Source organism: Cupriavidus taiwanensis, assembly GCF_900249755.1.
Classification (GTDB): Bacteria; Pseudomonadota; Gammaproteobacteria; order Burkholderiales; family Burkholderiaceae; genus Cupriavidus; species Cupriavidus taiwanensis_D.
Map to the genome: position 1 here is coordinate 1,002,514 of NZ_LT976854.1, position 26,555 is coordinate 1,029,068.

Consider the following 26,555-nt stretch of genomic DNA (forward strand, 5'->3'; position numbering starts at 1 on the left):
CCGCCGCCAGCAATCCGGCAGCGTTTAATCCAGGTCAAGTCGGTGGCCATGTCCCCCACCTAGAATCCACTACGTCATGGGTGCGGGGGCGCTCCCCATGACAGAGCTTCCGGAGTCTTCCAGAAGCTTCCGCCCGCGGCCGCAACGGCCGCGGGTTTTTTATTGGGCGGCCGCCGGCGCGCGCACGATTCACGCCACCACTTGCTTGGCGTAGGTTGCGCGCACCATCTCGCACACCTCCACCGATACCTGCACGTTCTGGCCGGTGCCGCCGCCCGAGCGCACGGCTTCGGCCACCACATCGCATACTGCCTGCGCCAGTGCCTGGCGCACGGCGGTATCGCGCCCGTCCAGGATCGACAGGCGCGCATGGACAAAGGCGCGCTCGACGGCATCGATGCCCTGGCGGTAGGTCGACAGCGTGATGCAGCGCGACTTGATATCCGCTTCCTGGAACTGCCCGGAAGCCAGCAGCGCGGCATTGGCTTCGTCCAGCAGCTCTTCCTGCGAGCAGTTCAGGCGCGTGTTTTCAGTCAGTTCGATGACGAGGTGAGGCATGGCGGGTCCTGGCACAAAGCTCCGGCATGGGGCCGGCGACAGCGAGCATGATACGGGATCGCTGCCGCAGCATGGCCGCCGGGTAGCGCGGCTTCAGGATCGCCGGATGCAAAACGGGGCGCCCGTGGGCGCCCCGTTGGGGACAACGCGACCGCGGCAGCTCAGGCGTGGACGGCCGTCACTTCGCGCGCCGGGGCCAGCGCGCCGCCGAAGCGGGCCGGGTTGTCCCGTGCCAGTTGCTGCAGCTGCGCCAGCTTGGCCTTGAGGCCGGCATCCAGCTTGGGCGCTGGCATCACCGTCGACGGGCAGGCGACACCCAGGATATCGAGTGCCTGCTGGAAATTCTCCAGGGTCAGGCCCACGGCCGGGTCGACCGTGACCAGGTGCTCGCGCAGCGCCTCGGGCATCGACTCGGCCGCAGCGCAGGACAGGATCACGTAATGGACCGGGCGGGCGCCCTGGGCGAAGAAGGCTTCGATCTCCGCGCCGTGACCCCCTGCGGCCGGCGGCGTCATGGCTTCGACCTGCAGGTCCAGTTGCTGCAGGATGGCCGCCGGCGTACCGCGGCGCCAGGCATCGGACACCACCACACGGGCGCCGGCCACGCCGAACAGCCTGCGCACGAAACCCAGCGCGACCGGGTCGAAGAACCTGACATCGCGCGGCGTGCCCGAATCCGGAATGCCGCCGAGGCGGGCGCGGGAGCGGTCGGAGTACAGGACGCCGGGTACGTCCAGCATGATGAGTCGTTCAGCCATGGTTTCCTGTGCGGGTGCCAGTTCAGTTGGTGTGAAGCAAGGTTACTCGCCGCAACCGGGCTGTCACGTTACCAGGGCTGGTTCAGTTGCAACATATCTGTAACTTCGTCGCGCAAGACGTAAATGCCGGTTACGTCGTCATGACAAATGTTTCGACCCGACACATCTTGCGCGCGAGTGCCGGTCAGGGCTGCCGGAAGCGAAAGCGTGCAACGTCCCCGGCCAGCGCGGCGGCCTGCTGGTCGAGCCGCGCCGCCTGGCCGGCCAGTTCGTCGACCAGCGCAGCGTTCTGCTGTGCGGTCTGGCGCAGCTGCGCCGCGGCCTGCCCGGCGGCGTGCACGCTGTCGGCCTGCTCGTCCGCGAGCGTGCGCAGCCCCTCGGCCAGCGCATGGCTGTGGCCCACCGTGGCGGCAATTCGGTCCATCGCCGCCACCACGCTGCCGCTCAGGCTGGCGCCCTGCTCGATCTCATGCGTGGCATTGCCGACGATGCCGCCGATCTCGCGCGCCGCATCGGCGCTGCGCTGTGCCAGCGCGCGCACTTCCTGCGCCACCACGGCAAAGCCGCGGCCGGCCGGGCCCGCACGCGCCGCTTCCACGGCGGCGTTGAGCGCCAGGATATTGGTCTGGAACGCGATGCTTTCGATCACCCCGACAATCTCGGCGATATGGCGCGAATGCCCATGCAGGGCATCCATCGCGGCACGCATGCGCTGGACCACGGCAGCGCCATCCACGGTGGCGGCGCGGGCCGCGCTGGCCATCTCGCTCGATTCGGTGGCCTGCGCATGCGCAGCGGTTACGTGTGCCGCCAGCGCCTGCATGCTGTCGGTGGTTGCGTCGAGGGCGCTGGCCTGCTGCTCGGTGCGTGCCGACAGGGCCTGGTTGCCCGCCGCGATCTGCTGGCTGGCCGCGGTGATCTCGCGGGCGCTGGCCTGGATGCGTGCCAGCACGCCGGCCAGCTGGTCGCGCATGCTGGCCACATGGTGCAGCATGCTGCTGCGGTCCGAAGCGCGCAGCGCGATCGGGGCGGTCAGGTCGCCGGCGGCAATGCGGCGCGCGATCTCGGCGGCATCGCGCGGCTCGCCGCCCAGCTCGGCGCGCAGGCTGCGCGCGGCAATCCACGCCAGCGCGGCAGCAGCGAGCAGGCTGGCGCCGAGCAGCGCCGCCATCCAGGCCTGCGCGCGCAGCTGGCTGGCGGCCACGCTGGCGACGGTGGCGGCGGCACGTTGCTCCTGCTGGCGGCGCACGGCCTCGACCTGGCTGCTGAGCCGCTGCAACTGCCCGGTCACGAAATGGCCGTCGACCGAGACCGCGCTGTCGAACTGCAGCGGGTCCAGCGGCTGCTTGCGCAGCAACGCCACGTAGGCCTGCGCCAGCTCGCCGGCGCGCTCGCGTTCGCGCAGCAGTGGCGCCGCCTGGGCCGGGGCGGCCCGCTGCACGCCGGCCAATGCAGCGTCCAGCTGCGACAGCGCCGTCGCGATCTCGTCGGCGGCGCCGTCGCGCTCGGTGCTGCTGGTGGCCATGGTCAGCGCCAGCTGGGCACGCCCGAGCGCAGCCAGCGCGGATTGCGCCCGCTCCGCCGAGATGGCGCCGTGCATGTCGTGCTGGTACAGGGTGTCGGTGCGGGCCTTGATCGAGACCAGGTTGGCGATGCCGGTCAGGCCGACCGCGGCGCCAAACAGGTAGACCAGGGCAAAGGCGGCGCACAGGCGCGCCACCAGCGGCAGGCGGCCCAGTCGCGCCAGCCAGCGCGCAGGGGCAGCTGCCCGGCGCTGGCCGGGCAGGGATGTCTTGAAAACTTGCAACACGGAGAAGACTCCAGACGGGCGCGCCGGCGTGATCAGCCTGCGCAGCCCGGGCTTGACCCGATTCGCCGGCGCCGCCCTCTGTACGGGGCAGTCGCTGCGGCGCACGGGATCGTCGTCGATCAACGTGACGCCGACGTGACATCCTCGGAATATGGACTGTCATCGTGCTGTCATGTGGATGTCATGCAATGTGGGCCGCGCTTGCGCCCCGATCGCTTCACCCATCCGCCCGCTTGCTCCCTATGAATGGCCTGTCCGTCGCCACGCTCCAGCACGACCCCGCGCCCGCCTTGGCCAGCCTTGCTCCGGGCGCAACGGCGCCTGCGCCGGCGCGTCTGCCGCCGCTGCATGCCGTGTTCCAGCCGATCGTGCAGGCCGACAACGGTGCCATCCTCGGCTACGAAGCGCTGATTCGCGGACCGGTGGGCTCCGCCTGGGCAGCGCCGGACGCGTTGTTCCGGCTGGCGCAAGGCGTCCCGGCCACCATCGCGCTGGAGGTGGAAGCGGCGCGCACCGCGCTGGTCACCTGGCGCAGCCTGGACCTGCCCGGCAAGCTCTTCCTCAATTTCAGCCCGCAGACCTTGCGCCAACTGCTGGCCGACCGCGGCCGCCTGATGGCGGCGCTGCTGGAAGCCGGCATTGCACCGTCGCGGCTGGTGATCGAAGTCACCGAGCAGACCCCGATCGGCGACGCCGCCAGCTTCGGCATGGCCATGGCGGTGTTGCGCGAACTCGGCATGCAATACGCGCTGGACGATTTCGGCACCGGTCACGCCAACCTCGACTTGCTCGCCCACCTGTCGCCGCATTTCGTCAAGATCGACAAGTCGCTGGTGCGCGGCATCGCGTCCTGTTCGCGCAGGCTGGAGATCCTGCGCGCGCTGCTGCGCATGATGAGCGCGTTCGGCGGGCGCGTGATCGCCGAAGGCATCGAGGACGAAGATGAGCTGGCCGTGGTGCGCGACCTGGGTGTGACCGGCGCCCAGGGCTACTACGTGGGACGGCCGGTGGCGCAGCCGGCGGCGCAGGCCGCCCTGCATGTGCGGCAGGCCCTGGCATCGCGCCGCATTGCCGTGTTTCCGCAGATGGTGCGCTCCGGCTGGTCGGGCATTACCGCGGGAAGGCTGCTGCGCCCGGCGCCGACGGTGTCGCCCGCGGCCAGCAACGATGCGGTGCTGCGCACCTTCCAGGACCAGCCCGAGCTGCAGGCCGTGGCGGTGGTCAATGACGAAGGGCGGCCGCTGGCCATCATCGGCCGCCAGGCTTTCATCGACCGCTACGCGGCGCCGTTCCACCGCGAGCTGTATGGCAAGAAGGCCTGCATCGCCATGGCCAGCCGCGATCCGGCGTGCTTTGACCAGCGTGCCAGCCTGGAGGACATGGCGCAGATCCTGTCGGGCGAGAACACGCGCTCGCTGGCCGACGGCTTCGTGATCACCGACCAGGGCCGCTATATCGGCCTGGGCACCGGCGCCGACCTGATCCGGGCGATCACCGAGGTGCGCATGGAAGCGGCGCGCTACGCCAACCCGCTGACCTTCCTGCCGGGCAACATCCCGCTGAACCAGCATATCGAGCGCCTGATCGAGGCCGCCAGCGAATTCCATGCCTGCTATGTCGACCTGAACCACTTCAAGCCGTTCAACGACAAGTACGGCTACTGGAAAGGCGACGAGATGCTCAAGGGCGCGGCGGCGATCCTGGCCGAGGCGTGCGACCCGGCCCGGGACTTCCTGGGCCACGTGGGCGGCGACGATTTCCTGGTGCTTTACCAGAGCGCCGACTGGGCCGAGCGCATGCGCGCCGCGATCCTGCGCTTCAACGATGCCGCGCGCGCCATGTATGCGCCGCCCGACCGCGCCGCCGGCGGCATGCACGGCGAAGACCGGCACGGACGGCCGGTGTTCTTTCCGCCGGTGTCGATGGCGGTGGGCGTGGTGTGCGTCAGCGGCGACGGCGTGGCCGGCCTGCAGCGCCTGGGCAGCCAGCAGATCGGCGCCGCCGCGGCCGCGGCCAAGCGCGAGGCCAAGCGCTCCGCCGACGGCATGGCCGTGCTCGACTTCCTGGCGCTGTCGGCGACGCTGCCGGCGTAGTGCGGCTCAGTTGCCCGAGGCTTCGGGCACGCTGGCGCGGGCTGTCGCCTTTGGCAGCCTGGGCGCGATGCTTTCTTCCAGCACGTCGAGCCGGTAGCCGTGCGCGTAGACCACCGTGATGACGATGCCGTTGGCCACGCCGATGCGCAGGGTCTTGCGCAGGCGCGAGATCAGGCCCGCCAGCGCGCGCGACAGCGGTGGCAGTTCGTGCCGCCAGATCGCCTGCTGGATGCGCTCGCTGGCCAGCACCCGGCCGACGTTGGAAAACAGCATCATGGCCAGGTCGAATTCCTTCGGGGTCATGGCGATGCGCTCGCCGTGCAGCGTGGCGAAGCGCCCCATGCTGTTGAGCTGGTAGGGGCCGGCCTGGACCACCAGGCCCTGGCGCACGCGTTCGCCGGTAACGCGCCGGCGCAATGCCGTGATGCGGGCCATCAGCACGCGCGCATTGAGCGGGCGGCAAACGTAGTCGTCGGCGCCGGCATCGAGCGCATCGACCAGTTTGTCTTCGCAGTTGTCGGCAGCCAGCAGGATGATGGGCACGTCGCGCGAGCGGGCGCTGCGCACCGCGCGTACCACATCCAGCACTGGCAGGTCAGGCAGGGTGTCTTCGATCAGCAGCATGTCGTAGGACTCCTGGCTGACGCGCTGGATCAGCTCCCGGCCGGTCTCAAACACGCTGCAACGAAAACCGGCGCCCTCCAGAAGTTCGGCCACGGTACGGAGTTCGGGCGAGAAGCCCATGAGCAGCGCAATATTCATCGAAGGCGGACCACAGGCAAGAGTCGAACGTGGGGCGAAGGCGGGGCAAGGTGCGCCGCAACGAACGCCTGGGCGCGGTCGGACAGCCATGGCCGCGCCGCGTTGGCGGCACCGCGTTGCCCAGCCAGAAAGCGTATTAAAAGTGCGGTCGGCTAAACAATCAGACATTGCTGAAATATCTGTCGATTTTTGTGATTCGCGCGTTCGAAGCGGAGTGCATTGCCAGAATCGGCAGGTCGCGAGGTGCTACGGAAAGTTGTCCACAGTTCCTGTGGACAAGCCGGGGGACGCTGCCCGGACAGCCGCCTGCTACCGTGATGCCATCGGCGTGCCAAAAAAGAAGGCAGCGACGGCAGGCCGCTGGGGGCGGGTGGGGGGCCGGCCGCCTACATCCTGACCACGCTGTGCCAAAATAGCGCGCATCGCGACCCGGTCAGCGGACACAAGCCCACCGATGCTGCAGAGCCCCAGTGTCATCGCCATCATCGTGCTGGCCTTTCACGTCGTAGGCGTGGTGGCCGCGCTGCATGCCGTCATGACGGTGCGCACCGCGCCGGGCGCGATCGCGTGGGCCGGCTCGCTGCTGATGATGCCGTACTTCACGCTGGTGCCTTACCTGATCTTCGGGCGCAGCACCTTTGCCGGCTATGTCGATGCCCGCCGCTTCAACGACGACCGGCTGCGCGAAATCCGCCACGGCATGACGCCGCGCGAGCGCGAGGCCCGCAGCGCCTGCGTGGTCCACGCGCCGGTCCAGGCCTGCATGCGCGCGCTGCCGCGCCTGACCGGCATGCCGTGCCTGGCGAACAACGATGTGCGGCTGCTGATCGACGGCGAGCAGACCTTCGAGGCGATCTTCGCGGCGATGGCGCGCGCCAGGCAAGTGTTGATCGTGCAGTTCTTCATCGTCCACGACGACGCGCTGGGCCAGCGCCTGCAGGCGCTGATGTGCGAGCGCGCGCAAGCCGGCGTCAAGGTGTACTTCCTGTTCGACCGCATCGGCTGCCACGCCATGTCGCGCCGCTACGTGCGCACGCTGCTCGATGCCGGCGTCGAGGCGAGGGCGTTCTCGACGCACCGCGGTTTCGTCAACCGGTTCCAGCTCAATTTCCGCAACCACCGCAAGCTGGTGGTGGTCGACGGGTGCGAAGCGTTTCTCGGCGGCCACAATGTCGGCGTCGAATACCTGGGCCAGCGTCCGCCGCTGGCCCCATGGCGCGACACCCATATCGCGCTGCGCGGCAGTGCCGTGCTGGACCTGCAGATGGCCTTTGCCGAAGACTGGTACTGGGCCGCGCGCGAGGTGCCGCATCTGCTGATGCCGCCGCCCGAGTCGGGCGGGCGCATGACCTGCCAGGTGGTGCCGTCGGGACCGGCCGATGCGCAGGAAACCTGCTCGCTGTTCTTTGTCGAGGCGATCCAGTCGGCGCGCCACCGGCTGTGGATCACGTCGCCGTATTTCGTCCCCGACGAGGCCGTGTTCGCCGTGCTGCGGCTCGCGGTGCTGCGCGGCGTGGATGTGCGCATCCTGATCCCGGCGCGGCCGGACCACCTGGTGGTCTATGCCGCTTCCACGCTGTACGCCCACCAGGCCATTGCCGCGGGCATCAAGATCTATCGCTACCAGCCGGGCTTCCTGCACCAGAAGGTAATCCTGATCGACGACGAGGCCGCCGCCATCGGCACCGCGAACCTGGACAACCGTTCCTTCCGGCTCAATTTCGAGCTGATGGTGATGACAGCGGACCAGGGCTTTGCCGCGCAAGTGGCGGCGATGCTCGAGGCCGATTTCGCGCAGGCCCGCCGTGTCGGGCTGGACGAGTTCCTCGCCACGCCGGCACCGCTGCGCGTGGCGATGCACGTGGCCAAGCTGTTCGCGCCGATCCTCTGAGCCGCGGCCTTCCCGCCCCCCATCCTTCGATGCAACAAGCTTGTGACAGTTTGATTGTGTACACTGTTCACTATAAGACTCCGCACATCATGAACCGTTATTCGTTCTCCAGGAGGCCCGCATGAACCGGGAAGCCTCCGCACCGCCCGCGCGGGCGACCTACCGCCATGGCGACCTGCGCCGCGCGCTGCTCGACGCCGGCATCGACCTGGCGCGCGAGGGCGGCCCAGACGCCATCGTGCTGCGCGAAGCGACGCGCCGCGCCGGCGTGGTGCCCAATGCCGCGTACCGCCATTTCGCCAGCCGGCAAGACCTGCTGCAGGCGGTGCGCGCCTGGGCCTTGTCTTCGCTGGCGATGGCCATGGAGGCCGAAATCGGCGGGCTGCGCCCGGGGCGCGGTGCCGCGGCGCATGCGCGCGCCTGCCTGCGCGCGGTCGGCACGGGCTACCTGCGTTTTGCCCTGACGGAAACCGGCCTGTTCCGCACCGCGTTCTCGGTACCGGACCAGGTCGAGGACGACGCCGACCCGGCCAAGGCCGGCAACAGCGGCCTGAACCCGTTCCAGCTGCTGGGCGCGGCGCTGGACCAGTTGGTCGAGGCGGGCGTGCTGCCGGCCGAGCGCCGCCCGGGCGCCGAATACCTGGCGTGGTCGGCCGTGCACGGCCTGGCGATCCTGCTGATCGACGGTCCCCTGCGCGGCCGCGCCAGCGAGCAGGCGGAGGTCCTGGGCCAGCGCGTGCTCGATATGGTCGAGAAGGGCCTGTAGCAAGGGCCTGTAGCAAGGGCCAGCAGCAGCCAGAAGACGCCGCCTAAAAAAATGCCACGATGGCGGGGACCATCGTGGCAACGTAAGGAGCCAGGAAGGGGGGCAACCTGGCTCGATCGGGCACCCAGGGTCGGGTGCAAGACCAATGTAATCCGTTGTTTCTCATGTGAATATCGGACACTTCTTAAATATGCCTTTGTTTTGCCGCGATCTACGCACCTGAGCGCCGATGGCTCGCCCCGGCGCGTCACCGTAGGACGGCTAGCGGAATGCAGCGGTCGCCGCGCGGTCTAACTTCCGTGCCTGGCAGGCGGCAGGCGGAACGCTGACGGTGGGAGGGCACCATGCAATACGGAATCGGAGTGATCCTCTTAGCGACCGCCATGGCGGGGTGCGTGGCGTATCCGTATGCTGGCGACCCGTATCCGGCATATCCCGGCTACACGGTGTCGACGCCGTACTACCAGACCTACCCGGCCTATCCCGCCTATCCGGCTTACCCCGCCTACGGCTATCCGTACTACCGTCCGTGGCCGGCCTATGGCAGCTTCGCCTTCATCTACGGCGGCGGCGGACGCGGGGGGCATCACTGGCACGGCAACGGCCACCGCGGGCGGGGTGGCTGGCATGGCGGCGGGCGTGGTGGCGGTAGAGGAGGGGGCGGCAGAGGCCGCTGAGCGGTGGACGGCCGCATGGCGATGCGGTGCCGCCAGGGGTACCATCGATTCACGGTCGCCAACGGAGCCCTATCGCCATGAGCAAGCCCGCACAGAAGCACCCGCCCCAGCCGCGCACACCCGCGCCGCAGCCATCCAGGGACGAACAGATCGAGCGCGAACTGGATGAGGCGCTGAAGGATACCTTCCCCGCCAGCGATCCGGTCGCGGTCGATACCGACACTCCACGCCGGCCCGGGAAATCGAAGCCAGGGAAGTAAAGCGCCCGGAGGCGCGCGCCTCTATCTTCCTATGGCAGCTGGCGCAGCTGCCCGATGACGGACATCAGGCGCCCGTGCGCGACGATGACGCCGGACTCGTCCTGCAGGGCTTCCTGGTAGCGCTTGCGGAACGCGGGATCGGCACCGTCGCTAAAGAGTTTTTCTGCGGCGCGCCCGACGGCACGGCAAGTGTCGTCGTGGTGTTCCTGGGCTTCCAGCTCTTCGTCGATCTCGATGATCAGGCGCGACAGCGGGTCGAGCCAGCGAAAGTAGTCGTCTTCGGTCACCAGCTGGACAAACAGGCCGGCCGGAATCGGCCCGTTCAGCCGTTCATACTGCGCCCGGTCATAGCCGATGACTTCCTTGTGAACCTGCAGCAGGGCCGCGCGCAGGGCCTTCAGCCCTGAGCGGCGCGTTTCCTGCGTGGCGAGGAATTGTTCGTTGGGCATGCCCATCTCCGCGTTTCCACTTGATCGGGGTCCGCGCAGCGGTGCGTCGTCGCGCGCCTGTACCGCCAGCGTCTTGCGCCGCGGTGACTGTCTGCCGGATTTTCCGCGCGCGGCGTCCGGCCTGTGCCGGCACTGTCCCGCGCGCCTGCCAGTATAGGCAGGCCCCGCAGGCCGAGCCAGCGCCACCGGCTAGCGAAATACCCGTATTTGCGCCGGCCCCGGCGCATGGTTGGCGGACATGGCGAGTCGCTCAGCGGCCGTCGCTGGCATCCGGCTGCGCCAGCAGGTCGGCCGCGCGCGAGCGCCGTGCGTCGGCCGCACGGAAATAACGGACCACAGTCGATACGCTGGCGTGCCCGGTCATGGCCATGGTCTCGGCCAGCGGCACCTGCTGCGCCGCGGCTTCCGTGACGAACCCCGAGCGCAGCGAATGCGCGGAATAGTCGCCGTCGAGCCCCGCCAGCGCGCAGCGCGCCTTGACGATGCGGCTGACCGCCGCATCCGACAACCCTTCTCCCACATGCCCGCCGCGGCGGATGCGGCGAAACAGCGGGCCGTGGTCGATGCCCGCGGCGGCCAGCCATGCCTCGAGCGCCTGCCCGGCGGCACCGGTGACGGGCCTGGCGGTCTCGGTGCGCGCGCTGCCCGACTGGTTGGTCTTCGACCACCCCAGCATATAGACAAAGTCTCCCGGACCCACGCGCGTGAGGCGGTCCATGGTGGCGCGCGCGACTTCCGAGCGGCGACGCCCGCCGCTGGCCCACGCGAACAGCAGCAGCGCGCGATCGCGCAGCCCTGTCAGCGAGCCATCGCAGGTATCGAGCAGGCGCAGCAGCGGCGCGCGCGTGAGCGCGGCCTTGCGCGTCTGGCGGTGGCCGCGACGCGCGTAGGCGCGGCGGGTACTGGCCATCAGTTCGCGCACGCTGGCATCGGCGCACGGATTGGGCAGGTCTTGCATGCGGTGCGCCCTGGCAATGACCGCGAGCCGGTGGGTCAGCGTGGACAGCGCGGGCGGCCCGGGTCGCGCCTTGTATCCATCAGCGACCAGCGCCTGGTCGATCGCCGCGGGCATCTCGCAGACCAGGCCCTGCGGCGTCTGGCGCGTGGCGTGGTCGACGATGAACTGGATAACGACGGCAGGCGCAAGCGGGAGCTGCACCGGCTGCCGGTAGCGCAAGGCATACCAGGCAGTCCAGTAGCGCAGTGCGGACCGGTAGCTCGCCACGGTGTTGCGGGACTCGCCTTCGCGACGCAGGGCGTTGGCCGCCTGTTCGGCCAAAGGATCCAATTGGGACGTGCGAAGCGGGGCCGGTAGATCGACATCGGCGACATCAGCGGGGATGGGAGGGAAAAAGGCCTCGTGGGCGTCTCGAATTCTTATCATATTAAATATGATGTATGCTGTAATATATCATACGTAGATAAGGGATAACAACCGATAAGCCTCCATTATCGAACCTTATTTGTGATTCTTCAGGAATTCGCCGGATCTCAACCATGGAAACGCTCCGCAGCCGAGGCATTACCCGCGACGACGTCTGGCAAGCCGCCGACAGCCTGCTGAAGGCCGGCCAGCGGCCGACCATCGAACGCATCCGCCTGCATCTCGGGAGAGGCTCGCCAAACACGGTCAGCCCGCATCTGGATGCGTGGTTTGCCGCGCTGGGCGGGCGCATCCAGGATCCGCAAGGCTTTGCGCCGGCGCCAGGCTGCCCCGAACCGGTCACCGAAGCCGCGCGTTACCTGTGGGAGGCGGCGCTGCAGAGCGCCCGGACCTCGGCCGAGGCCGCATTGGCGCAACGGGAAGCGGCGCTGGCGGAGGCAAGCACGGCGCTGCAGCAGGAGCGCGAAGCGCTGGCGCAGGAGCGTCAGGTCATGCAGGCGCGGCTCGAAGGCGCGGAAGCTTCCATGGCGGAACTGACGCGGGCGCGCGACGAGGCCGCGGAGCGCGCGGCGCGCGCCGAAACCGCTGCCGCCGGCTGGCAGCAGCAAGCCGAGGCGCTGCGCGCGGAACACGCGTCGGCGCTGGCCGCGCGCCATGCCATGCAGGAAGATTTCGACGCCCGGCGCGCGGCATGGGACCAGGAGCGCGAAACGCTGACGCAGCGCAACGCCGCCAACGAGCGCCGCATGGCGCTGGAGCTCGATGCCGCGCGCGTGGCCGCCAGGGAAGCGCAAAAATTGCTCGAGGCCGAACGCAAGGCGGCAGTGGAACGGTTGACACGGGCCGCGGAGACGGCGTCGCGCCAGGGCAGCGAGATGACCCGGCTCGGCCAGGCGCTTGCGGTGCTGGAAGAACGGGTGCGGCAGCGCGAAAGCCTGCTCGCGGAGTATCGGGAGCAAGCCGGCACGGCGCCGTCCGATCCCGCTGGCGCCGTGGCCCCGGCACGGCGCCGCCGTCCGGCCCGCATTGCGCTGTCCGCAAGCAAGGGGCGACGGCGTGGCCGGGGGTTGTAGCCCCCGGGTTCCAACGGCGGAATGCGCAGCGCAAGGCACGTGGGCAGTAAGTCAATTGAGCTATACTGAAGGCTCATTTGATGAGGTCTGCCATGCCGCGCACGCTCACCCCCGAAGGCCACTATCCACTCGCGCACGAACGCCCGGCGTCGCGCGAACTGGGCGTCAGTAGCTACATGGCGGTCTACGAGGCCACGCTATCCACCGAAGGCGCCATGTCGGTGATCCACGCCATCCGTGAAGGCGTGCCCGCATCCGACCTCAATCAGCTGGCCGATTCCATGGGCACGAGCAAGGAACAGCTGATCCGGACGCTGGACTTGCCGCGCGCCACCGTCGACCGCAAGGCGCGCGCGCACCAGAACCTGTCGAGCGAGCAGAGCGAGCGCGTGCTGGGCATGGTGCGGCTGGTTGGCCAGGTGCAGGCGATGGTGGAAGGCTCGGGCGATCCGCGCGGCTTCAATGCGGCACAGTGGCTGGCGCAGTGGCTGGAGCAGCCGTCGCCGGCGCTGGGCGGGCAACGTCCCGCCGAATTGATGGATACCGTCGCAGGCCAGCGCATCGTCTCCGACCTGGTCGCCAGGATGCAGAGCGGGGCCTACGCTTGAGGGCAGCCTGGCGCATCGCGACCGACACGCCAGCCTACACCGCGGACGATGCCTCTGGCGCCGGTGCCAGGGCCACCGGCGGACGCTGGAACCGGCAGGGAACGCCGCTGGTCTACGCGGCGTCGAGCATCGCGCTGGCTTGCCTGGAAACCCTGGTCCATCTCGGCTCGGCCGGGCTGCCGCTGAACCGCTATCTGGTCAGGATCGATATCCCTGACGAGCTGTGGGCTTCGGCGCGCCAACTGACGGCCGGCAGCGCGCCAATCGGCTGGGATGCCATTCCCGCCGGCAAGACGAGCCTCGACACCGGCGAGGACTGGGTCCAGTCCGGCACCAGCGCCTTGCTGCTGGTGCCTTCCATCGTGATCCCCGAAGAGCCCAACGTGCTGATCAATCCCTTGCATGCGGATGCCCGGCGGCTGGCCTATACCAAGGTTCGCCGCTGGCAATACGATGCGCGCCTGGGCTGAGGCGAACTGTCGCGGCGCTCAGGCCGCGGCGCCCGTGTGCAGCAGGTGTTTCTGTATTTTGCCGCTGGTCGTCTTGGGCAGCGCTTGCAGGAAATGGTAGCGGCGCGGCCGCTTGTAAGCCGCGAGCCGGTCGCCTTGCAGCAGGAAGGCATCGAGCTGGTCCGCGCTCAGCGCGGCGTCGCCGCGCGCCACCACGTAGGCGCCGACCACCTGGCCCCAGGTGGGATCGGGCTCGCCCAGCACCGCGACTTCCAGCACGCCGGGATGTTCGATCAGCGCGTCTTCCACCTCGCGCGGATAGACGTTCTCGGCCCCTGAATTGATCATGTAGTCGATGCGGTCGCGGATCCACAGGTAGCCGTCGGCGTCCAGGCTGCCGAGGTCGCCGGTGTGGTACCAGCCGTGCGCCAGCGCGCGGGCGTTCGCGTCGGGGCGGTTCAGGTAGCCCTGCATCATGCACGGGCCGCGCACCAGCACTTCGCCGACTTCGCCCGGCGCGCAGGGCTGCGACGGATCGGTCGGTTCGCCGTCCTCACGCAGCCTTGCCACCACCAGTTCGTGCCCCAGCGCGGGCAGGCCGGCCGAGCCGGCGCGGCTGAGCTGCTCGTGCGGGTAGAGCACCGACATGCAGGGGCCCATTTCCGTGGTGCCGTAGACCTGAACCAGCCCCGCGCCGACCTTGCGGTCCCACTCGCGGATCAGGTGCGGCGCCATCGAAGCGCCGCCGTACTCCACCAGCCGCAGCGACGACAGGTCGCGGGTTTCGGCGTCCGGGTGGTCGAGCAGCATGCCGACCATGGTCGGCGCGGCGAAGAAATGCGTGACGCCCTCGGCTTCCACCAGTTGCCAGGCTTCGCCCGCGTCGAAGCGGCGCTGCAGCACCTGGGTGGCGCCGACCTGCAGGCGCGGCAGGAAGCTGGTGTGCAGCTCGGCGGTATGGTTCAGCGGCGCAATCGACAGGCCCACGTCCTCGCGCGACAGCATCATGGCCTGGTGCATCATCGCGTTGTGCTGCAGCTTGCTGCGATGGGTGTGCATGACGCCCTTGGGCCTGCCCGTGGTGCCGCTGGTGTACATCAGGATGCACGGGTCGTTCTCGTCGACCGTCACCGCTGGCGGCGTATCCGGCTGGCCCGCCGCCAGCGTGTCGAGCCGGTGCGTGGCGAAGGCCGGCGCCGCGTCGGCATCGGCGTACAGGCGCAGCGCGGTGCCGGGCGCCAGCCCGGCGGCCTTTTCCACGACGGCCGCGCCTTCCCGTTCGAACAGCACCGCCCTGGCGCCGCCGTCGGTCAGGATATAGGCCAGCTCCTGCGCGGCCAGGCGGTAGTTGACCGGGTTGTAGACCGCGCCCAGGCGGGCCGCGGCCAGCAGCGTAAAGACAAAGGCCGGCGTGTTGTAGAGGAAGGCCGCCACCACGTCGCCCTTGCCGATGCCGAGCGACTGCAGGGCATGCGCGTGGCGATTGACCTCGGCGTCCAGTTGCGCATAGGTCCACGCGCGCCGCCCGGCGCCGGTGCCGCTGACCAGCGCGGTCTTGCGCGGCAGGTTGCGCGCGGTCCAGGTAAGGGTGTCGCCAAGGGTGATACCGCGGGTCAAGGTCGGGCTCCGGTGGTGTCCGCCGCCGGGCGGGCGGGCGCGTGTTGTCTTGTCAGCCGGACAATATAGAGCGGCGAGTGGAACACATGGAAATAACCATTTGCTCTTTCTTTATGCTCGTTCGAGGGTAGGGCGTTCGACAGGGCGGTCCGGTACTGTATATTTGTACAGTTTCCCGCGTGCCTGTGGTTGTGTCCGCCATCATCCCGCCCCCTCCCATTACGCCCTCAGTTGCGTCCCCAGTCACGCCCGCACCGGCCGCTGCGCCGGCGCAGCCCACCTACGTCGTCGCAGTGCGCGCGCTGTGCGAGTTCACCGCCAAGGCGGGCGATCTGGACCTGCGCTTCGTGCCGACGCCGTCGGCGCAAGAGGGGGTGGCCGGGCATGGCGTCGTGACCGGCCGCCGCGGCGCGGGTTATCAGGCGGAAGTGGCGCTGTCCGCGGATTTCGGTCCGCTCCATGTCCGCGGCCGTGCCGACGGCTACGATCCCGCCGCCAACCGGCTCGAAGAAATCAAGACGGTGCGCGGCGATGCCGCCGTGCCGGACAACCACCGCCACCTGCACTGGGCGCAAGCCAAAATTTACGGCTGCCTGCTATGCCGCAAGCTGGGGCTGCCGGGGCTGGAGATCGCGGTGGTCTATTTCGACATCGTCAGCCAGCGCGAGCACCCGGTGGTGGCGCATTTCGACGCGCCGGCGCTCGAGGCGTTCTTCGTCCAGTCCTGCGAGCGTTTCCTGCACTGGGCGCAGGCCGAACTGGCGCACCGTCAGGCGCGCGACGCCGCGCTGGCGCAGCTGGCATTTCCGCACCAGGGTTTCCGCCCCGGGCAGCGCGAACTGGCGCAGGCGGTCTACAACGCCAATCGCGCCGGACGCCATTTGCTGGCGCAGGCGCCCACCGGCATCGGCAAGTCGGTCGGGACGCTGTTCCCGGTGCTCAAGGCCATGCCGGGCCAGCGGCTCGACAAGGTGTTCTTCCTGTCGGCCCGCTCCACCGGGCGCGGGGTGGCGCTGCACGCCGCGCATGCCTTGCGCGGCCATGGCGCGCAGCCGCTGCGCGTGCTGGAACTGACCGCGCGCGACAAGGCCTGCGAGCATCCGGAGCTGGCCTGCCATGGCGAATCGTGCCCGCTGGCGCGCGGCTTCTATGACCGCTTGCCGGCCGCGCGCGAAGCGGCGCGGGCCGTGCCGGTGCGCGATCGGGCCGCGGTGCGCACGCTGGCTAAGGAACACGGCATCTGCCCTTATTACCTGGCGCAGGAGCTGGTCCGCTGGAGCGACGTGGTGGTGGCCGACTACAACTACTACTTCGACCGCAGCGCGATGCTGTATGCGCTGACCGTGGCCAACGGCTGGCGCGCCAGCGTGCTGGTGGACGAGGCCCACAACCTGGTCGAGCGCGGCCGCGCGATGTACACGGCGGAGCTGGATCCGCAAGCGCTGCGCGAACTGCGCCGCAGCGCGCCCGCCGCGCTGTCCCGGCCGCTGGCAAGGCTGGCGCGGCAGTGGAACGCACTCGCGCGCCAGGGCGACGATGCCTACGAGGTCCTGCCCGAAGTTCCCGCGGCCTTCCGCCGTGCGCTGGACGAATGCTGTTCGGCGGCACTGGCCTACATGACCGAGCATCCGGGCGCGCACGACCCGGCGCTGCAGCGCTTCTACTTCGACGCGCTCCATTTCGGCCGCCTGGCCGAGCAGCTCGATGCGCATTCGCTGTTCGATATCCAGCGTGCGCCACGCAGCCGTGGCGGCCACCACGCCAGGCTTTGCCTGCGCAATGTCATCCCGGCGCCGTTCCTGCGCCCGCGGCTGGCCGCTGCGCATTCGGTCACGCTGTTTTCCGCGACGCTCGATCCCGCCGGCTATTACCTGGACACGCTGGGCCTGCCGGCCGATTGCGCACGCGTGCAAGTGCCGTCGCCGTTCAGCGCCGAGCAGCTGTCGGTGCGGATTGCCGCGCGCATTTCTACCCGCTATGCGCGGCGCGAGCAGTCGCTGCCGGCCATCGTGGCGCTGATGGCGGACCAGTTCCGCGCGCGCCGCGGCAACTACCTGGCCTTCTTCAGCAGCCACGAATACCTGCAGCAGGCCGTCGCCCGCTTTGCCGCGTCGCACCCGGACATCCCGCATTGGGTCCAGGCGCGCGGCATGGACGAGGCCGCGCAGGCGGCGTTCCTGGACGCTTTTGCGGAGGGTGGCGAAGGGATCGGCTTTGCGGTGCTCGGCGGCGCCTTTGCCGAGGGCGTCGACCTGCCGGGCGAGCGCCTGATCGGCGCCTTCGTCGCCACGCTGGGGCTGCCGCAGTTCAACGCCGTCAACGAGCAGTTTCGCGCGCGCATGCAACAGGCGTTCGGGCAGGGCTACGCCTATGCCTACCTGTATCCCGGGTTGCGCAAGGTGGTACAGGCTGCCGGGCGGGTGATCCGCACGCAGCAGGACCGGGGCGTGCTGTATCTGATCGACGACCGCTTTGCCGCGGCCGACGTGCGCGGCTTGCTGCCGCAATGGTGGGAAATCGCGCCGGCGGCGTAGAAATTACACGGTGGCGCCGCGGAGGCGGCATGCTGCGGCCATGGCCGGGCCCGGCACTGGCCTGGAACGAATCTGGCAGGCAGACCGTCACGCGCCAAAGCCACGGAAACAAGGAAAACACAATGCCGATGACCCAACACTACGCCGCCACCGAGCCCACCCGCACGGAAGTGGATACGCTGTCCGGCGCCACCGTGCTGGAGTTCGGCGCACCCTGGTGCGGCTACTGCCAGCGCGCCCAGCAGGCGCTGGCCGAGGCCTTTGCCGTGCATCCGGACCTGCGCCACCTGAAGATCGAAGACGGCAGCGGACGCCCATTGGGCCGGTCCTTCCGCATCAAGCTATGGCCGACGCTGGTTTTCCTGCGCGACGGCCAGGAAGTGGCCCGGCTGGTGCGCCCGACCGCGGCCGAGCCGATCCGCGAGGCGATGCGCCGCATCGCCTGACCTCTGCGCCCGCCGCCACCTTACTTCGCGAACACCTGGCTCAGGTCGCCGAATGCCTTGAACTCCAGCGCGTTGCCCGACGGGTCCAGGAAGAACATGGTGGCCTGTTCGCCCACCTGGCCCTTGAAGCGCACGTGCGGCTCGATCACGAACTGCGTGCCGGCGGCGCGCAGGCGCCCGGCCAGCGCCTCCCATTCGGCCATCGGCAGGATCGCGCCGAAATGGCGCACCGGCACATCGTCGCCATCGACGGCGCTGGTGGCACGGTGGCCGCATTCCTCGGGCGCCAGGTGGGCCACCACCTGGTGGCCATAGAAGTTGAAATCCACCCACGCCTCGGAACTGCGGCCTTCCGGGCAGCCCAGCAACTCGCCATAGAAACGCCGGGCTTCGGCCAGGTCGCGCACGGGAAACGCCAGGTGGAACAAGGGGATAGTGGAAGTCGTGCTCATGGGGCTTTTATTGAGGGAAAGGTTCTGACGGGGCTGGGGATCGGCCTGCGCGTTGATTGTAGTCAGCGCAACCCGTAATATGAAGCGAATCATTTTTGCCCTGAGCATCAAAGAATTCGATAGATGATCCGCTACTTCCAGACCTTCCTGACGGCTGCCGAGACCGGATCGTTTTCCGCCGCGGCGGCGCGGCTGGCGTTGACGCAGTCGGCGGTCAGCACGCAGATCCGGCGGCTTGAGGAAGACCTGGACTGCCAGCTCTTCGAGCGCACCGGCAAGTCGGTCGCGCTCAGCGAAGCCGGGCGCCGGTTGGTGCCGGAGGCGCGCCGCTTTGTCGAGCTCTACGCCGCGATGAAGGACCGCGCCGGTCCGCACGCCGATGCCGCACCGGTCGAGCTGGGCGCGGTGTCCACGGTGCAGGCCACCTTGCTGGCCGGGGCGATGCGGCACTTTCGCCAGCGCTTTCCGGATTCGCACGTCAACGTGGTGCCCGGCATGTCGACCCAGCTGCTGACGCAGGTCGATGCGCGCGAACTCGACGTGGCCGTGCTGATCCGGCCGCGCCTGGGTTTGCCGCCGGACCTGAAGTGGGTGCCGCTGGTGCGCGAACGGTTTGTCGGCATCGGGCCGGCCGGCGCGCCGGCGGAATTGCGCGCGCTGCTGGAGGCGCTGCCGTTTATCCGCTACAACCGCCACAGCACCGGCGGCCAGCTGGTCGACCGCTACCTGAAGCGGCAACGGCTGTGGGTCAGGGAGGGGATGGAGCTGGACGAGCCGGCGGTGATCCTGCAGATGGTGGCGGCGGGACTGGGCTGCGCCATCATTCCGGCCGAGCTGGTGCCGCTGCGCGAGGCGGCTGGCGTGGTGCAGGTGCCGCTGCCGGGCGGGCCGCTTTATCGCGAGGTGGGCGTGCTGGTGCGCGAATCGGCGCTGCGCCGCGCGCCGGTCGCGGCGCTGATCGACGCCTTCGTGGCTGCCAGCGCGCGCTGGCAGCCGATCGAGGCTTAGGGAAGGCTCACAGGCTGCCCGGCAACACCATCGTCACCAGCACCGAGGCATCCGACACCGCGGTCACGTCGTAGCGCACGCAAGGTCCCAGGTAAAGCAGGTCGCCCTGGTGCAGCTGGCGTTCGGTGCCGTCCACGCGCACGCGGACCTCGCCCTCCAGGCACTGCACGGTCATGGGCCCGTCCACGGCGTGAGGGGGCACATGCTTGCCGGCTTTCAGCACCAGCCGCATCACTTCAAGCGGACCTTCCTTGAACAGGGCCTGCGTGGCCGTCTGGTCCAGCCGTGCGCCCAATGGCAGCACGCTGGCGATCTGTCCGGATGCAAGATGGGGAAGGGACATGCGCGGCTCCTCGCGATTCTGGTGGGGTGGCTTGTCAGGCGCACCGGCGCCGGGGCGGCGGCACGCCTTCTCAATCTAGCACCGGAGCGCGCGTATCAGTAGCGCGCAGCGTGGTGTCGCCGCCGGACCGAATCCGGTCTCCCAGCTCAGTCGAGATGTTCATTGCCCGATGCCGGGACCGCCGCCAGCTTGCGCGCCGTCTGCCAGCCGCCGCCGAGCGCGAGGAACAAGTCGACCTGCCGCGCGGCAACCTGGCCAGCGGAGGCCGCCAGCGCAGCCTGTGCCGCAGCGAGGTCGCGCTCGGCATCCAGATGCGCCAGACAGGACACGCGCCCCGCCAGCCATAGCCGGCGCTGCAGCCGCGCGGCCTGCGCGGCGTGCTCGCTCGCGGCGTGCAGTGCCGCGTGGCGTTCCAGTTCACGCGTGTAGGCCGACAGCGCGGTCTCGGTTTCCTGCAGTGCGCGCAGCACGACGCCGTCAAAGCGCGCCAGCGCGGCATCGGCGGCGGCTTCCAGGCCGTGGATGCGATGCCGCACGCCGTTGGTGGGCCAGCTCCAGCTCAGCAGCGGCCCCAGGCTCCAGCGCGCCGTGGGCCCGCTGCCAAGGTGGCTCAGCACGCCGGTCAGTCCGGCGCTGGCGCCGATGCGGATCGACGGATACAGGTCTGCCGTGGCCACGCCGATGCGCGCGGTGGCGGCGGCCAGCTCGCGCTCGGCCTGGCGGACGTCGGGCCGGCGGCGCAGCAGCGCGGCGCCGTCGCCGACCGGCAGCGGCGCGCGCAGCGTGGGTTCCGCTGCGCATGCCACCTCGGCCTCCGGCAGTGCCGCCGGCGCCTGGCCCAGCCACAGCGCCAGCCGGTAGCGCGCGGCGCTGCGTGCCGCTTGCAGCGGGGGCAGCGCGGCGCGCAGCGCTTCGGTGCGGGCGTGTTCGCGCGCCGCCTCGGCGGGCTCGGCGCGGCCCGCGGCGAGCAGGCGGCGGCTGGCGTCCAGCGTGCGCTGCTGCACCGCCAGCTGCTGCGTGGCGGCGTGCAGTTGGTGCGTCGCGGCGCAGCCTTGCACGTAGGCGCGCACGGTTTGCGCGGCGACGGCGACGCGCACCATGTCCAGCGCCGCCGCGCTGGCCTGCGCGCCGGCCAGCGCGGCCTCGTCGGCGCGCGCCAGCTTGCCGAAGAAGTCGATCAGGTAAGACGCGCCCAGGCCCACGTCGCCCAGGTTGAACACCGGCGGCTGGGCCTGCTGCAGGTAGCTCTCGCCTGACAGCTGCGCGCGCGACACGCCGGCGCCAATGCTTCCCTGTGGCAGGTTTTCGGCTTCGACTTCGTGCAGCAGCGCCTGCGCGCGGCGCAGGTTGGCGCCGGCGGCGCGGATGTCAGGGTTTGCCGCCAGCGCCTTGGTGACGAGCCGGTCGAGCCGTTCGTCGTCATAAAGGCGCCACCAGTCGTCGGGCACGGGTGCGATCGCAACGTCCGGTCCCTGTGCGCCTTGCAACGGCCCGTTGGCCGCGGCCTCGCGTACCGCCGCCTGATCGGGCACGCGATACTCCGGTCCCACGGTCGTGCAGGCACTCAGGAAAGCGCACAGGCACGCCGCCCAGGCACGGCGCGGCGTCACGATCGCGGCCCCGCGCGGCGCGCAACGCCGGGGTCGCGCGCCGGTTCGCGCACGGCCACGGTGGCGGTGCGGCCCGAGACCAGGCGCACCTCGGCAGGCACGTCTTCCAGCACGATGCGCACCGGCACGCGCTGCGCCAGCCGCACCCAGTTGAACGTCGGGTTGACGTTGGGCAGCAGGTTGGAGCCCGCGCTGCGGTCGCGGTCCTCGATGCCCGCAGCGATGCTCTGCACATGGCCGCGCAGGTGCCGGGGCTCGCCCATGATATGCACGTCGACGGGGCTGCCGATGCGGATGCGGTGCAGCTTGGTTTCCTCGAAATAGCCTTCCACGTGGAAGGAGCCGGCATCGACCATCGACAGCACCGGTCGCCCGGTGGATACGTAGTCGCCCAGCCGCGGCAGCCGGTCGTTGAGGTAGCCCGCCACGGGGCTGCGCACGCTGGTGCGCTGCAGGTTCAGCCGCGCCAGCCGCACCGCGGCTTCGGCCTGCGCCAGCGTGGCCTGGCCTTGCTCCACGCGCGCGCGGCCTTGCTCCGCGACTTCGGCGGCGACCAGCCCGTCCAGGTTGCGGTTGCGCGCGGCCTCGCGCCGCGCCTGCGCCAGCGCGGCACGCTGGGTCGCAAGCACCGCCAGCGCCTGCTCCAGGGCCAGCGCGTAGCGGTCGCGGTCGATCTCGAACAGGACGTCGCCTGCCTGGACGTACTGGTTGTCGCGCGCCGGCACGCGCGTGACCAGTCCCGAAACGTCGGGCGCCACCTGCACGATGTCGGCGCGCACGTGGCCGTCGCGGGTCCAGGGCGCGGCGGTGTAGTAGTCCCACAGGTGGCGCAGCACCAGCAGCGCGGCGATGGCGGCCAGCAGCGTCGGCAGCACGGGAAGCAGGGGGCGGAGTCGGAAGGTCATGACGGCAGTCCGGGCACCGCGGCAAAAACGGCGGCCACGGCGCCCAGGACGATCACATAGAGGGAAAGGTTGAACAGCGAGCGGTGCCAGATATGCCGGTAGCAACCCAGCGCGGCCAGCACCATGCGGATTGCCGTGGCCGCGGCAAAGGCCAGCACCGCCAGCACCAGCACGCCGGGAACGAACACGCCGTAGAGGTCGATTTCACTGAGCATGGGATCGAGCGAAGAGGGCGTGGATCAGCGGGACGGGGTCATGGCCAGGCCGGGCAGCAGCGTGACCTGCAGCACCACCAGCGCGCCCAGCGTGCCGCGCTGGCCGGCGCGGCCGCTGGCGGCAACCGCGGCCATGGCTTCGCCCACTGCGGTGGCCAGGCCTGCGGGCACCGGTACGCGCCGGCCCGCGCGCCGTTGCGCGCGGAAATGCCGCGCCACCGCGGCCAGCACGCGGCGCACCGGCTTGCGCGCCGGCGCTGGCAGTTCCGGCAGCGCCTTGTGCAGTACCAGCGCGCAATAGCCCACCTGCAGCGCATGGAAGCCGTCCGCGGACAACGGGTCGCCGGCCGCGCCCAGGCGCGGCACCAGTTGGCCCAGCCGGTCCAGCATGCGCGCGCCCAGCCGCGCATCGCCATCGCTGGCGCGCAGCGTGGCGGCCTGCGCGAGGTCGTGCCAGCTCGCGCGTACCAGCCGGCGCGCCGCGGCGCGGGCACCGAACGGGCGTGCCGCCACCGACCACAGCGGCGCGAACACCATGGCCGCGGCGCTGGCCAGGCAGGTATTGAACAGGGCGAGGAAATCCGCGTCGAACACGGCCTGCACGTTGGCGAACGCGGCGGTGTTGACCGACAGCAGCATCGCAATCAGCTGGAACCCCGGCCGCGCCACCAGCAGGCCGATGCCGAGATAGGCCAGCGCCAGCATCGCCGCCAGCGCTTCAAACGTATGCGCATGCGGCACCACCAGGAACAGGTAGGCGGACGAGATCAGCAGGCAGATCGTGCTCCAGCGCACGAAGGCGCCGGCCATGCGGCGCGGCTCGTCGATGGCGGCAAAGAAGCAGCACGCGATCGATGCCACCACCACCGCGCCGGCGCCGTCCTCCCAGCCCGAGAAGATCCACAGCAATCCCGCGCAGAACACCGCCAGCCCGCTGGACACCGCGCCGAACAGCAGCATGCCGTGGTCATGGTGATGGTGCTGGCCGGCAGCTTCCGGCCCGGGTTCGGTGCGGGCCAGCGCCGTGCCGGCGCGATGGTCGCCGATGCCATGCTGCAGGGCGCGGCATTCGCCGTACAGCGCGCACAGGCGCTGCAGCTGGTCGGCCGCCGTGGCGGCAAGGCGGTCCTGCCAGCCGCTCGCGCCGCGATCGCTTCGCCAGCCGTCGGGCGCAGCCGGAGGCGCCGTGGCGGCAGCGCCGGCGAGCCACGCGGCGGTTGCCGCCAGCGCCGCGCGCAGGTCCGCAGGGATGCCGCCGGCATGGCAGCGCAGCGCCTGCAGCACGCTGTCCAGCGACGACAGCAGCGGCATCAGCATGGTCATGCGCCGGCGCAGCGCGCGCGCGTGGCGCAGCGTATGGCTGCCCTCGGTGTCGTAGGCGAGCTGGCTGATCAGCTGGTCCAGCTGCAGGATGTCGGCGGCCAGCCGGTGGCGGCTGTGCCCGGCGCGCGGGCTGCCGCCGAGGATGTCCGTGGCCCACGCCGCGGCGTCGGCCAGCCAGGTATCGGCACGCGCGCGCAGCGCCGGGGCGACCTTGGCCGGGAACACCACCGAGCCCACCAGCCCGGCGCAGACAATGCCGATCACGATCTCCTCGATCCGTGCCACGGCGATATCGAAGATCTGCGCCGGCTGGCTGACCGCCGGCAGCGCCACGATCGGCAGCGTGTAGGCTGCCAGCAGGCACACGTAGCTGCGCGGCGAGCGCTGCAGCAACGACAGGTACACCAGCACGCTGATCCACAGCGCGATCGCGGCCATCAGCACGATCGGCATGTTGACCAGCTGCGGCACCGTCGCCACCGCTGCGGTGGCGCCCAGCACCGTGCCGGCGACACGGTACGCCGCCTTGGAGCGGGTTGCGCCGGTCAGCGGATGCGAGACGAAGTAAACCGTCGCCATGGCCCAGTACGGCCGCGCCAGGCCCAGCGCCAGCGCGATGTAGAGCGCGAGCATCGCGGCGGCGAATGCCTTCAGCGAGAACAGCCACTGTCGTGCATTCGGCCAGCTAGCCATGGGGCAGGGTCTTGACGGGAAGTTTGGGGGCGCACGCCGCCTGCCGCTGCGCGCTTCATCGGGGGCGCGCTCGGGCAGGGGCGACATGTGGAAGCGAAGTGTAGCCGCACCCTCTGCATTCCATTCATGATTTAATATTGGCCTTTCCATTCGCATTTTTCATGGAAGTGCGAGACTGCCCGCATTGCCGGCGCAGGCGCCTTCCACGCCACCATGCCCATCGATATCCGCGCGCTGCGCTATTTCGTCGAGACCGCCCGGCTGCGCAGCTTTACCCAGGCCGCGTCGTCGCTGTTCGTGACCCAGTCGACCATCAGCAAGATGGTTCGCCAGCTCGAGGATGAAGTCGGCCAGCCGCTGCTGATCCGCGAAGGCAAGACCGTGCGCCTGACCGACGTCGGCCGCGTGGTGTACGAGCGCGGCCAGGAGGCACTGGGCGTGGTGCACCGGCTGACGCTGGAGGTCTCCGACCTGTCCTCGCTGGGCCGGGGGCAGCTGACGGTCGGCATCCCGCCGATGGTCAACCTGTTCTTCTCGCCGGCGGTCAGCGCGTTCCGGCAGCGCTATCCCAACCTGTCACTGACGCTCGACGAGCACGGCGGGCAGGTGGTGGAACAGCTGGTGGCCAGCGGCGAGCTGGAAGTCGGCGCCACCGTGCTGCCGGGAGACAGCGGCCTGGCGCTGGAAACGCGCCAGTTCGGCCGCCATCCGATCTGGGTGGTGGGGCCGCGCAAGGCGGCCTGGGCGCGCGGGCGCACCGTGTCGCTGGCGGCGCTGCGCGACGAGCCGCTGGTGATGCTGACCGACGATTTCTCGCTGACGCGCAAGCTGCGGCAGGCCTTCCTGGAAGCCCGCATCGAGCCGAAGGTAGTGGCGCGCAGCGGGCACTGGGACTTCCTGGCGTCGATGGCAGCGGCGGGGCTGGGCACCACCTTCCTGCCGCAGCCGCTGGCCGAGCGGCTGCAGGCGCAAGACACGCTGGCCATGGCCCGTCTCACCGAACCGGCGGTGGACTGGACCATGGCCCATATCTGGTCGCCGGGGCGCTACCTGTCGCACGCGGCCCGCGCGTGGCTGGCGGTCTGCGAAGAGGTGCTGGGGGACGGGCACGGCTGAGGCCGCCGGCGCAATGATTTCCTCACTTGCCGCGGCACTGGTCAGGCGGGATGTCGAGCAGCACCAGTTGCTTCTGCCCGGCCGCATAGTGATAGCGCAATCTGACGCCCAGCTTGCCCAGTACCGGCACATCCGGGTTGCGGCAGATGCCGCGCTCGAGAATCGGCTTGGCCGCGGCCATGAAGTCACGGGTATCGTCGCGGCTGGCATCGATGCCGGAGACCTTCAGGTGGAACTCGACGATCTTGCCGGGCCGCGCCACGCAGCCGTCGAAGCGCGTGGTGTCGTCGAGATCGACCGGGCCCGCGCGCATCAGCTCCTGGCAGGCCAGGCGCAGTTGCCGGTCGGCGTCGCCGGTGGTCAGGCGCGTGACCCCGTGCATGCCGGTCGGCTTGCCGCGCACCGTGCCCAGCAGCAGCGTGGCGAGTTCCGATAAGGGCGGCGGCGCGGCCATGGTCGCTGCCTGCGTGGCGGGAACGGCAAGTGCCGTGGCCAGCAATGACAGGGTCAGGCGCGCCGCAGTGCTGCGCCAGCGACGGAAAGGGTGGGTGGGGCAGGCGTGGACGGCGGCGGGGTCAGGGGGCATGAGGCAGACAAAACGGGGGCGGCGGTTGCGCTGCTACTTTAGCCCTGTGTCCTTGCGGCCGTTGTCAGGCTTTGTCCTACGGCGCAACGGGGTGCTTGCGGTGCCGGCCCCCGGCATGCCGGGGGGCGTAGAATCGCGGCTTCCCCCACCGTTGACCGCGCTTGCCGCA

Annotated in this window: 26 protein-coding genes; 12 read left to right on the plus strand and 14 right to left on the minus strand. The window is 69.9% G+C overall.

The features are described from left to right. Nucleotides 1-189: 189 nt before the first annotated feature. The 3 genes from CBM2594_RS20310 to CBM2594_RS20320 form a co-directional block, all read right to left on the minus strand. Nucleotides 190-558: a 5-carboxymethyl-2-hydroxymuconate Delta-isomerase gene (locus CBM2594_RS20310; protein ID WP_116358584.1), complete on the minus strand. Its 369-nt coding sequence runs from the start codon at nucleotides 556-558 to the stop codon at nucleotides 190-192. A gap of 161 nt (nucleotides 559-719) precedes the next feature. Then, nucleotides 720-1,316 (minus strand): HAD domain-containing protein, encoded by a 597-nt coding sequence (locus CBM2594_RS20315; protein WP_116358585.1) that lies wholly within the window; start codon nucleotides 1,314-1,316, stop codon nucleotides 720-722. A 184-nt stretch (nucleotides 1,317-1,500) separates the two neighbouring features. Next, nucleotides 1,501-3,126: a methyl-accepting chemotaxis protein gene (locus tag CBM2594_RS20320; RefSeq protein ID WP_116359703.1), complete on the minus strand. Its 1,626-nt coding sequence runs from the start codon at nucleotides 3,124-3,126 to the stop codon at nucleotides 1,501-1,503. Nucleotides 3,127-3,368: 242 nt separating this feature from the next. Between CBM2594_RS20320 and CBM2594_RS20325 the strand changes: the two genes are divergently transcribed. Then, entirely contained in the window at nucleotides 3,369-5,219 is a 1,851-nt protein-coding gene (locus CBM2594_RS20325) for an EAL domain-containing protein (RefSeq protein WP_116358586.1), read from the plus strand. Nucleotides 5,220-5,225: 6 nt separating this feature from the next. Here the strand turns inward: CBM2594_RS20325 and CBM2594_RS20330 are convergent, their stop codons facing one another. Further along, complete coding sequence (locus tag CBM2594_RS20330) at nucleotides 5,226-5,981, minus strand: response regulator transcription factor (RefSeq protein ID WP_116358587.1); 756 nt, start codon at nucleotides 5,979-5,981, stop codon at nucleotides 5,226-5,228. 454 nt (nucleotides 5,982-6,435) lie between these two features. On the opposite strand from CBM2594_RS20330, the gene cls reads away from it, so the two are divergent. The 4 genes from cls (at nucleotide 6,436) to CBM2594_RS20350 (ending at nucleotide 9,575) form a co-directional block, all read left to right on the plus strand. Beyond that, nucleotides 6,436-7,872 (plus strand): cardiolipin synthase, encoded by a 1,437-nt coding sequence (gene cls / locus CBM2594_RS20335; protein ID WP_116358588.1) that lies wholly within the window; start codon nucleotides 6,436-6,438, stop codon nucleotides 7,870-7,872. Between the two features lie 121 nt (nucleotides 7,873-7,993). Next, nucleotides 7,994-8,638: a TetR/AcrR family transcriptional regulator gene (locus CBM2594_RS20340; RefSeq protein WP_116358589.1), complete on the plus strand. Its 645-nt coding sequence runs from the start codon at nucleotides 7,994-7,996 to the stop codon at nucleotides 8,636-8,638. A 344-nt stretch (nucleotides 8,639-8,982) separates the two neighbouring features. Next, the gene (locus CBM2594_RS20345; RefSeq protein WP_116358590.1) at nucleotides 8,983-9,315 is read left to right on the plus strand and encodes a hypothetical protein; all 333 of its coding nucleotides are present in this window, start codon (nucleotides 8,983-8,985) and stop codon (nucleotides 9,313-9,315) included. 77 nt (nucleotides 9,316-9,392) lie between these two features. Continuing rightward, entirely contained in the window at nucleotides 9,393-9,575 is a 183-nt protein-coding gene (locus CBM2594_RS20350) for a hypothetical protein (protein WP_116358591.1), read from the plus strand. Between the two features lie 29 nt (nucleotides 9,576-9,604). Here CBM2594_RS20350 and CBM2594_RS20355 read toward each other — a convergent pair whose 3' ends face one another. Then, nucleotides 9,605-10,030: a hypothetical protein gene (locus CBM2594_RS20355; RefSeq protein ID WP_116358592.1), complete on the minus strand. Its 426-nt coding sequence runs from the start codon at nucleotides 10,028-10,030 to the stop codon at nucleotides 9,605-9,607. Between the two features lie 244 nt (nucleotides 10,031-10,274). Next, on the minus strand, nucleotides 10,275-11,408 hold the full coding sequence (locus tag CBM2594_RS20360) for a site-specific integrase (protein ID WP_116358593.1): 1,134 nt from the start codon (nucleotides 11,406-11,408) through the stop codon (nucleotides 10,275-10,277). A gap of 113 nt (nucleotides 11,409-11,521) precedes the next feature. On the opposite strand from CBM2594_RS20360, the gene CBM2594_RS20365 reads away from it, so the two are divergent. The 3 genes from CBM2594_RS20365 (at nucleotide 11,522) to CBM2594_RS20375 (ending at nucleotide 13,559) form a co-directional block, all read left to right on the plus strand. After that, complete coding sequence (locus CBM2594_RS20365; protein ID WP_116358594.1) at nucleotides 11,522-12,481, plus strand: DNA-binding protein; 960 nt, start codon at nucleotides 11,522-11,524, stop codon at nucleotides 12,479-12,481. Between the two features lie 92 nt (nucleotides 12,482-12,573). After that, complete coding sequence (gene parS / locus CBM2594_RS20370) at nucleotides 12,574-13,089, plus strand: type II RES/Xre toxin-antitoxin system antitoxin (protein ID WP_116358595.1); 516 nt, start codon at nucleotides 12,574-12,576, stop codon at nucleotides 13,087-13,089. Next, complete coding sequence (locus CBM2594_RS20375) at nucleotides 13,086-13,559, plus strand: RES family NAD+ phosphorylase (protein ID WP_116358596.1); 474 nt, start codon at nucleotides 13,086-13,088, stop codon at nucleotides 13,557-13,559. Before parS ends, CBM2594_RS20375 begins: the two co-directional genes overlap by 4 nt. An 18-nt stretch (nucleotides 13,560-13,577) precedes the next feature. Here the strand turns inward: CBM2594_RS20375 and CBM2594_RS20380 are convergent, their stop codons facing one another. Then, entirely contained in the window at nucleotides 13,578-15,155 is a 1,578-nt protein-coding gene (locus CBM2594_RS20380; RefSeq protein ID WP_116358597.1) for a fatty acid--CoA ligase, read from the minus strand. Between the two features lie 293 nt (nucleotides 15,156-15,448). Here CBM2594_RS20380 and CBM2594_RS20385 point away from each other — a divergent pair, with 293 nt between their 5' ends. Next, entirely contained in the window at nucleotides 15,449-17,689 is a 2,241-nt protein-coding gene (locus tag CBM2594_RS20385) for a helicase C-terminal domain-containing protein (protein ID WP_198048222.1), read from the plus strand. Between the two features lie 122 nt (nucleotides 17,690-17,811). Further along, nucleotides 17,812-18,135: a thioredoxin family protein gene (locus tag CBM2594_RS20390; protein WP_116358598.1), complete on the plus strand. Its 324-nt coding sequence runs from the start codon at nucleotides 17,812-17,814 to the stop codon at nucleotides 18,133-18,135. Between the two features lie 20 nt (nucleotides 18,136-18,155). Here CBM2594_RS20390 and CBM2594_RS20395 read toward each other — a convergent pair whose 3' ends face one another. After that, nucleotides 18,156-18,587, minus strand: coding sequence for a VOC family protein (locus tag CBM2594_RS20395; RefSeq protein ID WP_116358599.1), 432 nt, complete (start codon nucleotides 18,585-18,587; stop codon nucleotides 18,156-18,158). Between the two features lie 123 nt (nucleotides 18,588-18,710). Here CBM2594_RS20395 and CBM2594_RS20400 point away from each other — a divergent pair, with 123 nt between their 5' ends. Continuing rightward, nucleotides 18,711-19,595: a LysR family transcriptional regulator gene (locus CBM2594_RS20400; RefSeq protein WP_116358600.1), complete on the plus strand. Its 885-nt coding sequence runs from the start codon at nucleotides 18,711-18,713 to the stop codon at nucleotides 19,593-19,595. Between the two features lie 7 nt (nucleotides 19,596-19,602). Here CBM2594_RS20400 and CBM2594_RS20405 read toward each other — a convergent pair whose 3' ends face one another. The 5 genes from CBM2594_RS20405 to CBM2594_RS20425 all read right to left on the minus strand — a co-directional run bounded on the left by CBM2594_RS20405 (nucleotide 19,603) and on the right by CBM2594_RS20425 (nucleotide 24,684). Continuing rightward, complete coding sequence (locus CBM2594_RS20405; protein WP_116358601.1) at nucleotides 19,603-19,938, minus strand: cupin domain-containing protein; 336 nt, start codon at nucleotides 19,936-19,938, stop codon at nucleotides 19,603-19,605. Nucleotides 19,939-20,084: 146 nt separating this feature from the next. After that, nucleotides 20,085-21,548, minus strand: coding sequence for an efflux transporter outer membrane subunit (locus tag CBM2594_RS20410; protein ID WP_116358602.1), 1,464 nt, complete (start codon nucleotides 21,546-21,548; stop codon nucleotides 20,085-20,087). Continuing rightward, nucleotides 21,545-22,453 (minus strand): efflux RND transporter periplasmic adaptor subunit, encoded by a 909-nt coding sequence (locus tag CBM2594_RS20415; protein WP_116358603.1) that lies wholly within the window; start codon nucleotides 22,451-22,453, stop codon nucleotides 21,545-21,547. Before CBM2594_RS20415 ends, CBM2594_RS20410 begins: the two co-directional genes overlap by 4 nt. Beyond that, complete coding sequence (locus tag CBM2594_RS20420; RefSeq protein WP_116358604.1) at nucleotides 22,450-22,668, minus strand: DUF1656 domain-containing protein; 219 nt, start codon at nucleotides 22,666-22,668, stop codon at nucleotides 22,450-22,452. Before CBM2594_RS20420 ends, CBM2594_RS20415 begins: the two co-directional genes overlap by 4 nt. A gap of 24 nt (nucleotides 22,669-22,692) precedes the next feature. Further along, complete coding sequence (locus tag CBM2594_RS20425; protein WP_116358605.1) at nucleotides 22,693-24,684, minus strand: FUSC family protein; 1,992 nt, start codon at nucleotides 24,682-24,684, stop codon at nucleotides 22,693-22,695. A 213-nt stretch (nucleotides 24,685-24,897) separates the two neighbouring features. On the opposite strand from CBM2594_RS20425, the gene CBM2594_RS20430 reads away from it, so the two are divergent. Further along, nucleotides 24,898-25,800: a LysR family transcriptional regulator gene (locus CBM2594_RS20430; RefSeq protein ID WP_116358606.1), complete on the plus strand. Its 903-nt coding sequence runs from the start codon at nucleotides 24,898-24,900 to the stop codon at nucleotides 25,798-25,800. 22 nt (nucleotides 25,801-25,822) lie between these two features. On the opposite strand, the gene CBM2594_RS20435 is transcribed toward CBM2594_RS20430, so the two are convergent. After that, nucleotides 25,823-26,386, minus strand: a complete 564-nt coding sequence (locus CBM2594_RS20435) for a hypothetical protein (RefSeq protein ID WP_116358607.1) — start codon at nucleotides 26,384-26,386, stop codon at nucleotides 25,823-25,825. Nucleotides 26,387-26,555: the final 169 nt, after the last annotated feature.

Bases quoted from the DNA above. Each gene is read 5' to 3' on its own strand.
- CBM2594_RS20310 (WP_116358584.1), bottom strand. From the start codon at position 558: ATGCCTCACCTCGTCATCGAACTGACTGAAAACACGCGCCTGAACTGC.
- CBM2594_RS20315 (WP_116358585.1), bottom strand. From the start codon at position 1,316: ATGGCTGAACGACTCATCATGCTGGACGTACCCGGCGTCCTGTACTCC.
- CBM2594_RS20325 (WP_116358586.1), top strand. From the start codon at position 3,369: ATGAATGGCCTGTCCGTCGCCACGCTCCAGCACGACCCCGCGCCCGCC.
- CBM2594_RS20330 (WP_116358587.1), bottom strand. From the start codon at position 5,981: ATGAATATTGCGCTGCTCATGGGCTTCTCGCCCGAACTCCGTACCGTG.
- cls (WP_116358588.1), top strand. From the start codon at position 6,436: ATGCTGCAGAGCCCCAGTGTCATCGCCATCATCGTGCTGGCCTTTCAC.
- CBM2594_RS20340 (WP_116358589.1), top strand. From the start codon at position 7,994: ATGAACCGGGAAGCCTCCGCACCGCCCGCGCGGGCGACCTACCGCCAT.
- CBM2594_RS20345 (WP_116358590.1), top strand. From the start codon at position 8,983: ATGCAATACGGAATCGGAGTGATCCTCTTAGCGACCGCCATGGCGGGG.
- CBM2594_RS20350 (WP_116358591.1), top strand. From the start codon at position 9,393: ATGAGCAAGCCCGCACAGAAGCACCCGCCCCAGCCGCGCACACCCGCG.
- CBM2594_RS20355 (WP_116358592.1), bottom strand. From the start codon at position 10,030: ATGGGCATGCCCAACGAACAATTCCTCGCCACGCAGGAAACGCGCCGC.
- CBM2594_RS20360 (WP_116358593.1), bottom strand. From the start codon at position 11,408: ATGATAAGAATTCGAGACGCCCACGAGGCCTTTTTCCCTCCCATCCCC.
- CBM2594_RS20365 (WP_116358594.1), top strand. From the start codon at position 11,522: ATGGAAACGCTCCGCAGCCGAGGCATTACCCGCGACGACGTCTGGCAA.
- parS (WP_116358595.1), top strand. From the start codon at position 12,574: ATGCCGCGCACGCTCACCCCCGAAGGCCACTATCCACTCGCGCACGAA.
- CBM2594_RS20390 (WP_116358598.1), top strand. From the start codon at position 17,812: ATGCCGATGACCCAACACTACGCCGCCACCGAGCCCACCCGCACGGAA.
- CBM2594_RS20395 (WP_116358599.1), bottom strand. From the start codon at position 18,587: ATGAGCACGACTTCCACTATCCCCTTGTTCCACCTGGCGTTTCCCGTG.
- CBM2594_RS20400 (WP_116358600.1), top strand. From the start codon at position 18,711: ATGATCCGCTACTTCCAGACCTTCCTGACGGCTGCCGAGACCGGATCG.
- CBM2594_RS20405 (WP_116358601.1), bottom strand. From the start codon at position 19,938: ATGTCCCTTCCCCATCTTGCATCCGGACAGATCGCCAGCGTGCTGCCA.
- CBM2594_RS20415 (WP_116358603.1), bottom strand. From the start codon at position 22,453: ATGACCTTCCGACTCCGCCCCCTGCTTCCCGTGCTGCCGACGCTGCTG.
- CBM2594_RS20420 (WP_116358604.1), bottom strand. From the start codon at position 22,668: ATGCTCAGTGAAATCGACCTCTACGGCGTGTTCGTTCCCGGCGTGCTG.
- CBM2594_RS20425 (WP_116358605.1), bottom strand. From the start codon at position 24,684: ATGGCTAGCTGGCCGAATGCACGACAGTGGCTGTTCTCGCTGAAGGCA.
- CBM2594_RS20430 (WP_116358606.1), top strand. From the start codon at position 24,898: ATGCCCATCGATATCCGCGCGCTGCGCTATTTCGTCGAGACCGCCCGG.
- CBM2594_RS20435 (WP_116358607.1), bottom strand. From the start codon at position 26,386: ATGCCCCCTGACCCCGCCGCCGTCCACGCCTGCCCCACCCACCCTTTC.